This window comes from Streptomyces murinus (genome assembly GCF_002154555.1).
GTDB classification, from domain to species: Bacteria; Actinomycetota; Actinomycetes; order Streptomycetales; family Streptomycetaceae; genus Streptomyces; species Streptomyces murinus.
Window position 1 is genome coordinate 1 of record NZ_MUNF01000267.1, and the last position, 8,355, is coordinate 8,355.

Sequence of the window (8,355 nt, forward strand, 5' to 3'; positions counted from 1 at the left end):
TGCGCTGGTCCCAGCTCGGCTTCGGCAAGACCTCCTCGACCACGCCCGACGCGCAGACCCCGCGCAATCTGTTCGGCTTCAAGGACGGCACCCGCAACATCGCGGGCACCGAGACGGACCGGCTGACGAAGCATGTGTGGGTCGGCGACGGGGACGGCCCGGACTGGATGAGCGGCGGCTCCTACCTGGTCGCCCGGCGCATCCGGATGAACATCGAGACCTGGGACCGCACCTCGCTCCAGGAGCAGGAGGACGTGTTCGGGCGGGACAAGCGCGAGGGCGCCCCGGTCGGCAGGGCGGGTGAGCACGACGCGCCGTTCCTGAAGGCGATGAAGCCCACCGCGCACGTACGGCTCGCGCACCCGGACGCCAACTCCGGGATCACCATCCTGCGCCGCGGCTACTCCTTCACCGACGGCACCGACGGCCTCGGCCGGCTGGACGCGGGCCTGTTCTTCCTGGCCTACCAGCGCGATGTGCGCCACGGCTTCATCCCGCTCCAGCGCAAGCTGTCCGCGCATGACGCACTCAACGAGTACGTCCAGCACGTGGGTTCCGCGGTCTTCGCCATCCCGCCGGGCGTCCGGGACGCCGATGACTGGTGGGGCCGTTCACTGTTCTCGAAGGAGGCGTAGCCGTGTTCTCCAACTACCTGATCGGCCTGCGGGAAGGTCTTGAGGCGTCGCTCGTCGTCTGCATCCTGATCGCGTATCTGGTCAAGACCGGCCGCCGGGACGCCCTGCGGCCCATCTGGACCGGCATCGCCGTCGCGATCGCGCTGGCCCTCGGCTTCGGCTGCGCGCTCGAATTCGGCTCCCAGGAGATGACGTTCCAGGCGCAGGAGGCGCTCGGCGGCTCGCTGTCGATCCTCGCGGTGGGCCTGGTGACCTGGATGGTGTTCTGGATGCGGCGCACCGCCCGGCACTTGAAGTCCGAGCTGCACGGCAAGCTGGACGCGGCGCTCGCGATGGGCACCGGCGCGCTGGTCGCCACGGCGTTCCTCGCGGTCGGCCGGGAGGGCCTGGAGACCGCGCTGTTCGTGTGGGCCTCGGTGCACGCGGCCGGGGACGGCACCCCGCGCCCGCTGATCGGCGTCGCCCTCGGCCTCGCCACGGCGGTGGTGCTGGGCTGGCTGTTCTACCGGGGCGCGCTGCGCATCAATCTGGCGAAGTTCTTCACCTGGACCGGCGGCATGCTGGTCGTGGTCGCGGCGGGCGTGCTGGCGTACGGCTTCCACGACCTCCAGGAGGCCGGCTGGGTCCCCGGCCTCACCCACCTGGCCTTCGACATCAGCGACACCGTCGAGCCGGACAGCTGGTACGGCACGCTTCTGAAGGGCGTGTTCAACTTCCAGCCGGACCCGACGGTCGTCCAGGTCACGGTCTGGGCCCTGTACTTGGTCCCGGTGCTCACCGTGTTCCTCGCCCCGGTAGGGTTCGCCTCCGGGAAGGGGAAGGTGAAGGAGCCCGATGACCAGGGAACGCAGCCCTCGACGGCTTCGCCGGCGTGACCGGAACGCACTGATAGCGGCCGCACTGACCGCCTTGTCTTTCACGGCGAGCGGATGCGTGGTGGTGCACGGGGAGCGTACGGTGCTGCCCGGCGCCACCCGGGCGGAGGCCGCGCAGGCGGTGGCCGCTTTCACCGACGCGTACAACAAGGCCGACAAGGCGTACGACAGTTCGCTCGACGCGCCCTATGTCACCGGGCCGCTCGCCGACATCGACGCCGCCCGGCTGAAGGCGGGGCACGTCAACAGCCCCTCCGGCAACGCGAGTCATGTACCGCTGAAGCTGTCGGACGTGAAGATCACGATCCCGAAGAAGGCGGGCTGGCCCCGCTGGTTCCTCGCGGACGCGCGGGGCAACAAGGCCGGGAACTACCGCTGGTTGCTGGTGTTCACCCGGGCGGACCTGGGTGAGCGGTGGCGGGTGGCGTATCTGACGCTGGCGGCGCCGGGCGCCGTGCCGCAGTTCAAGAAGGACAAGGACGGGTGGGGCGAGGCGGTGCCCGCCTCCTCGGCTCAACTGGCCGTGGCACCCGACGACTTGAGCCGCTCGTACGTCAACTACCTGAAAAAGGGCGGCAAGGCGTTCGCCGACGGGCCGAACACGAGCCAGCTGCGCGCCTACCGCCAGAGCCAGACCCGTAAGCCGGGGCTGGTGCGCCAGTACATCGACCAGCCGCTGACCCGTGGCGACTACGCCCCGCTGGCGCTGCGCACGGCGGACGGCGGCGCGCTGGTCTTCTTCACCACGCACCACTACGAGAAGGAGACCGCCGCCGCGAACACCTCGGTGCCGACGCCCAGCAAGGCCGTACAGGCCCTCACGACGGGCGAGATCCACCAGTCCCTCACGCTGGAATCGGTGGCCGGCCAGGCCGCCCTCGACCCGGCGGGCAAGGGGGCGGTGTCGATCGTGGCGAAGGTGAACGGGGTGACGGGGGCGAAGGGCGAGTAGCCCGGGACCGGCGAGTGGCCCAGGGCCTCAGTTGTGCAACGGCCAGGGCCGGCCCAGGTCGGGGGCGGAGTTCCCGGCGGCGTGCCGGGCGCAGGCGTCGGTGAGGGATTCCAGCAGGGTCAGCGGCTCGGGCAGCGGATGCTCCGGGCCGCGCAGCCAGCGGACCTGCCGGTCGTCGTCGCCGGGCAGCCGGGCCGGGGGTACGAGGACGTAGGAGCCCCGGCAGTGCCAGCGCAGACCGGGGTGCTCGGCCATCGTCTCGGGGTGGCAGTCCAGCTCGCAGGGCCACCACTCGTCCTCGTCCTCGGGGGTGCCCCGGGTGAGGGTGAAGAACAGCATCCGGCCGTCGTCGCTCTCGGCGACCGGCCCCACCTCGACGCCCTGGGCGAGCAGCCGGTCCAGCGCCTCCCGGCCGGCCGGCGCGGGCACGTCCAGGACGTCGTGGACCATGCCGGTCGCGGTGATGAAGTTGGCCTGCGGCTGGTGCCGGGCCCAGCGCTCGATCTGGGGGCGGTCGATCGTGGACTGCGTCTGCCAGGCGAACGACACGGGGTGCCGGGCCGGGGTGGGGCAGCCCACGCGGTCGCAGGAACACCGGTAACCGGGCGCGGGGTACGCGGCCGGCGCGAGCGGAAGCCCGGCCTCGGCGGCGGCGAGCAGCAGGGCCTCACGTCCGCCGTCGTCGGTGGCGGCGGCTTCCCTCGGGCGGCGTCCACGCAGCCACTGGGAGAGTTTGCCCTGCCGGCCGCTGTGGCCGCCGAACGTCCCGCTCATCTATCCCCTCGCCTCGCTGGTGTGCGGACAGCATGCCTCATGGTCCCACCTTCGTGCGCTTCGGGGGGCGGCAGGTGGATACGGGGGGAATCGGACGAGACGTACCTCACAGTGTCGGTTCCGGGGGCCAGGCGGAGCCCCCAGTCCGTGTCGCGGGCCGCCTTGTACAGGTCGCCGTGGCGTTTGGTGATCGTCGTACGGCGCAGTTCCTCGTCCGCCTCGCACAGGTCGAGGAGGACCTGGCCCTTGCGGATCTGGGGGCGGCGTACGACGCGGGCGGGGGCGGGCTCGGCGGGCAGCCGGGTGGCGGCGACGTAGGAGAACTTCTCGTCCTCGTAGGCCAGGGAGCCGCCCTTGACCCTGCGGTGCAGGGAGGAGCGGGGGACGCGGGCGGAGAAGTGGCACCAGTCGGTGCCGGGGGCGATCGGGCAGGCGGCGCTGTGCGGGCAGGGCGCGGCGATCTCGAACCCGGCGCGGATCAGCCGGTCGCGGGCCTCGATGACCCGGGCGTACCCGGCGGGCGTGCCGGCCTCCACGATCACCACGCTCCGCGCGGCGGCCGCGGCGGCGTCGACGAGCGCGGTGCGGTCGGACTCGGTCAGCTCGTTGAGGACGTACGACACCGTGAGCAGGTCGGCGGGTTCCAGGTCGAGCCCGGAGCCGATGCGGGCGCGCTGCCAGCGGGCGCCGGCCAGGGCCGGGTTGGCGGCGGCCAGCTCCCGGCCGAGGGCGAGCGCGGGCTCGGCCCAGTCGAGGACGGTCACCGGGCGGGTGCCGGCCCAGGTGTCGGTGACCGCCCAGGTCGCGGCGCCGGTGCCACCGCCGACGTCCACATGGCTGCCGGGAACCCACCCGGGCACGGCGTCGGCGAACGCCCCGAGGGCCGAGCGCACGGCCTCGAAGGTGGCCGGCATCCGGTAGGCGGCGTACGCGGCGACATCGGCGCGATCGCGGAGGATCGGCGCGTGCGTCGGGGTGTCGCCGCGATAGGCGGCGATGAGCCGCTCGACGGCGCCGGCGGCCTGGCTGGGCGGCAGTCCGTCGAGCATCTGGGCGAGGCTGCGGCGGAGCACTTCGGCCGGCGGTACGGGGGCGGTCACCTGGAGATTCTATGGCGCGCGACGGGGCCGCCGGACCGGCCGACCCCGGCCTCCAGGACCGGCCGACCTCGGCCTCCAGGACCGGCCGACCTCGGGTTCCAGGACCGGCCGGCCCCGGGCTCCAGGACCGGTCGGCCCTGCCCTTCAGGACCGGCCGACCCCGGCACCCGGACCGCTGTCGCCCGGCATCCGGACCGCTGTCGCCCCTGCATCCGAGGCGGCGCCGCCCGGCACCGGCACCCGGCACCCGGGCCACCGCCGTCCGGCACTCGGACCGCTGTCGTCCGGCAACCGAGCCGGTTCCGCCCGGCATCCGGACCGGTGCCGCCCGGCTTACGAGCGGATAGCGCCCGGCATCCGAGCCGGTGCCGCCCGGCTTCCGAGCCGGTAGCGCCCGGCTGGCCGGTGGCGGGCGCCCCCTCACACCACCGCCCGCGCCAGCCAGGTGCCGATCGCCGCCCTCGGGGCACTGTCCGCCGGTCGGCGGCGGGGATGGACCGTGTTCGCCAGCAGCACCACGAACGTGTCCGTCGCCCGGTCGAGGACCAGGGACGTGCCGGTGAAGCCGGTGTGGCCCGCGGCGCCGCGGCCGGAGAGGGCGCCCATGAACCAGGGCTGGTCGAGGGCGAAGCCGAGGCCGGGCGGGGTGAGGAGGAGGTCGGTGAAGTCGGGGGCGAGGATGCGGGCGGGGCCGTAGGAGCCGCCGGCGAGCAGGGTGCGGCAGAAGACGGCGAGGTCGCGGGCGGTGGAGAAGAGGCCCGCGTGCCCCGCGATGCCGCCGAGGGCCCAGGCGTTCTCGTCGTGCACGACGCCCCGCAGCATCCCCCGGTCGGCCTTGGCCCACGGCCGCCACTGGTCCTCGGTGGCCGCCGCCCCCGGACAGGGCCCGAACCCGGTCGCGGTCATGCCGAGCGGCCGGGTGATGCCGTTGCGCACGAGAACGTCGAGGGTCCGCCCGGTGACGCGCTCCAGGACGAACTGGAGGAGCAGCATGTTCAGGTCCGAGTAGCGGTAGATGCCGGGCGGCCCGGACGGCGCCTCGGCGCGCAGCATCGTCAGCCGGGCGGCCCGGTCCGGGCAGTCGTACAACGGGAGTTCGGGGCGCAGCCCGGAGGTGTGGGTGAGCAACTGCCGTACCGTGACCCGGTGTTCGGACAGGGTCCGGAACTCCGGGAGATAGTGGCCCACTGGGGCGTCCATGGCCAGCGTGCCGCGCTCGAGCTGCTGCACGGCCGCGACCGAGGTGAACAGCTTGGTCAGGGAGGCCAGATCGAAGGGGGTGTCCACGGTGACCGGCACCCGGTCCTCGGGCCGCAGTTCGACGCCGGTGTCGGTGCGCGGGTCGTAGGAGGAGTAGCGGACGGCCCAGCCCGCCGCCTCGGCCACGGCGATCACGGGTCCGCGCCCGGCCAGCACGACCGCGCCGGCCGCCCAGGGACGCGGCCCGGCGGTGCGGGCGTGCACCTCGGCGACCAGGTGCCCGAGCGCGTCGGGGGCCAGCCCGGCCCGCTGGGGTGTGTCGGCACGCAGTCTCGGTGCGCTCAGCTCTCGTCTCCTTCCGACCCCGCACGCGCGTTCTCCCGCGTGTTCCAGGGACGGCACATTCCCACGAAGCAGGCCCCCGCGACCAGCGCGGCCGCCAGTTGGACGACGGCCATCGGGACGGCGGTGTGCTCACCTGCGATCCCGACGAGCGGCGAGGCGACCGCGCCGACGAGGAAGGAGGAGGTGCCGAGCAGCGCGGACGCGGACCCCGCGGCGTGCTTGGTGCGCAGCAGGGCGAGGGTCTGGGCGTTGGGCATGGCCAGGCCCATCGCGGACATCAGGACGAACAGCGCGGCGGCGATGGGCGCGAGCCCCACCTCGCCGAAGACGCCGGTGGACATCAGCAGCAGCGCGGTCGCGGCGAGCGTGATCACCGCGAGCCCCGCGCCCAGCACCTTGTCCAGGCTGACCCGGCCGACCAGCACCTTGCCGTTGATCTGCCCGGCGACCACCAGACCGACCGAGTTGAGGCCGAACAGCAGGCTGAAGGTCTGCGGGGAGGCGCCGTAGATCTCCTGGATGACGAAGGGGGAGGCGGATATGTAGGCGAACAGCGCGGCGAAGGCGAAGCCGCCGGCCAGCATGTAGCCGGTGAAGGGGAGGTCGGCGAGGAGCGCGCGCATGGAGCGCAGGGCGTGCCCCACTCCCCCGCCGTGCCGGTCCGTCGGCGGCAGCGTCTCGGGCAGCCGGAGCCACACCAGCGCGCCGAGCAGCGCCCCGATCACGGTGAGCACCAGGAACACCCCGCGCCAGTCGGTCACCCGCAGGATCTGCCCGCCGATCAGCGGCGCCACGACCGGCGCGACCCCGGAGATCAGCATCAGGGTGGAGAAGAAGCGGGCCATGGCGACACCGTCGTAGAGGTCGCGTACGACGGCTCGCGCGATGACGATGCCGGCCGCGCCCGCGAGGCCCTGGACCAGCCGGAAGGCGACCAGCGTCTCGACGTTCGGGGCGAGGGCGCACAGGGCGGTCGCCACGAGGTTCACGGCGAGGCCGATCAGCAGCGGCCGGCGCCGGCCCCAGCGGTCGCTCATCGGTCCGACGACCAGCTGTCCGAGGGCCATGCCCAGCAGACACGCGGTGAGGGTGAGCTGGACGGTGGCGGCGGGCGCGTGCAGAGACCGGGTGACCTCCGGCAGGGAGGGGAGGTACATGTCCATGGCGAGCGGGGGCGTCGCGGTGAGGCCGCCGAGGACGAAGGTGACGAGAAGCCCGGTGCGGCGGGCGGCGGGGGACGCGGTGATGGTCTCCGTGCTGTCGTCGCTGCCGTCGTCCGTCCGCGGTGTCGGTGCCGCCGCATGCTCGGGCATGAGTCCCCTCCCTGGGTCGAGGCGTCCCGGCCGGGACACCTTGCTTGAAACTTCCACTGAAACGTGACTCCTATGTTCCCAGCTCAGACAAACTGCCGAGGAACATACGAGCGACGATCGGTCCGCCTACGCTCCGTGCCATGACTGACACGCAAGCGAAGATCGCGGTAGTGACCGGCGCCGGTTCCGGGATCGGCCGGGCGGTCGCCGTGGAGCTGCTGCGCACCGGCTGGTCGGTGGCGCTGGCCGGACGGCACGTCGAGACGCTGGAGGAGACGGCGGCACTCGCGCCCGGGGCGCCCTCGATCGCCGTACGCACCGATGTGGCGCGACCCGAGGACGTGACGGCGCTGTTCGGGGCGACCGTGGACCGGTTCGGGCGGCTGGATCTGCTGTTCAACAACGCGGGCACCTTCGGGCCCGGCGGGGTCCCGGTCGAGGAACTCCCCTACGACGCCTGGCGGCATGTGGTGGACACCAACCTCAACGGGGCGTTCCTGTGCGCGCAGACGGCGTACCGGACCATGAAGGAGCAGAGCCCGCAGGGCGGCCGGATCATCAACAACGGCTCGATCTCCGCGCACGCGCCCCGCCCGCACTCGGTCGCCTACACCGCGACCAAGCACGCGCTGACCGGACTGACCAAGTCCCTCTCCCTGGACGGGCGTCCGTACCGGATCGCGGTCGGGCAGATCGACATCGGCAACGCGGCGACGGAGATGACGCGACGGATGAGCACCGGTGTGCTCCAGGCGAACGGCGAGACGGCGCCCGAGCCGATGATGGACGTGGCCGAAGTGGCCCGCACCGTGCGGCACATGGCGGAGCTGCCGCTGGAGGCGAACGTGCAGTTCGCGACGGTGCTGGCGACGGCGATGCCGTACATCGGGCGCGGCTGATCCCCAACTCCCGCTGCCCGTACGCACATACGTTCCGCCGGAATTCCAACACCCTGGGTATTGCGGCAAGTTGATCCCTCGTGGTCAACTCTTCTCCACAAGAGCTTCACACTTGGGCAGACGTATTCCGAGACCATCGCGAGGGGGGATACGGCGGTCGTCCCACCGCACCGGCCATCTCACCGGCGGCGGGACGACCGCCGTACGACGTCAGCGCCGGTGCCGGCCGCCGCCCGAGAGGTCGGTGGGGGCGGCCGGCACC

The 8,355-nt window shown here is 72.9% G+C and carries 7 protein-coding genes and 1 pseudogene; 4 read left to right on the forward strand and 4 right to left on the reverse strand.

Annotated features, from left to right (window positions below):
- The 3 genes from CCN72_RS17590 to CCN72_RS17600 form a co-directional block, all read left to right on the forward strand.
- Nucleotides 1–635, forward strand: a 635-nt coding sequence (locus CCN72_RS17590) for a Dyp-type peroxidase (protein ID WP_143664122.1), incomplete at its 5' end; no start/stop codon positions are given.
- A 2-nt stretch (nt 636–637) separates the two neighbouring features.
- Complete coding sequence (gene efeU / locus CCN72_RS17595) at nt 638–1,510, forward strand: iron uptake transporter permease EfeU (protein ID WP_086808340.1); 873 nt, start codon at nt 638–640, stop codon at nt 1,508–1,510.
- Complete coding sequence (locus tag CCN72_RS17600) at nt 1,470–2,462, forward strand: SCO2278 family lipoprotein (protein WP_086808341.1); 993 nt, start codon at nt 1,470–1,472, stop codon at nt 2,460–2,462. The genes efeU and CCN72_RS17600 overlap by 41 nt, the downstream gene beginning before the upstream one ends.
- Nucleotides 2,463–2,489: 27 nt before the next feature.
- On the opposite strand, the gene CCN72_RS17605 is transcribed toward CCN72_RS17600, so the two are convergent.
- From CCN72_RS17605 to CCN72_RS17620, 4 genes and pseudogenes are all read right to left on the reverse strand, one after another.
- Nucleotides 2,490–3,236 (reverse strand): bifunctional DNA primase/polymerase, encoded by a 747-nt coding sequence (locus tag CCN72_RS17605; protein ID WP_086808342.1) that lies wholly within the window; start codon nt 3,234–3,236, stop codon nt 2,490–2,492.
- 106 nt (nt 3,237–3,342) lie between these two features.
- Nucleotides 3,343–4,336: pseudogene (locus CCN72_RS17610) on the reverse strand (small ribosomal subunit Rsm22 family protein).
- A 420-nt stretch (nt 4,337–4,756) separates the two neighbouring features.
- On the reverse strand, nt 4,757–5,938 hold the full coding sequence (locus tag CCN72_RS17615) for a serine hydrolase domain-containing protein (RefSeq protein ID WP_208638032.1): 1,182 nt from the start codon (nt 5,936–5,938) through the stop codon (nt 4,757–4,759).
- A complete protein-coding gene (locus CCN72_RS17620; protein WP_086808344.1) occupies nt 5,878–7,194 on the reverse strand; it encodes a multidrug effflux MFS transporter in 1,317 nt (438 codons plus the stop codon). Before CCN72_RS17620 ends, CCN72_RS17615 begins: the two co-directional genes overlap by 61 nt.
- 140 nt (nt 7,195–7,334) lie before the next feature.
- Between CCN72_RS17620 and CCN72_RS17625 the strand changes: the two genes are divergently transcribed.
- Nucleotides 7,335–8,093 (forward strand): SDR family oxidoreductase, encoded by a 759-nt coding sequence (locus CCN72_RS17625; protein ID WP_086808345.1) that lies wholly within the window; start codon nt 7,335–7,337, stop codon nt 8,091–8,093.
- Nucleotides 8,094–8,355 lie beyond the last annotated feature (262 nt).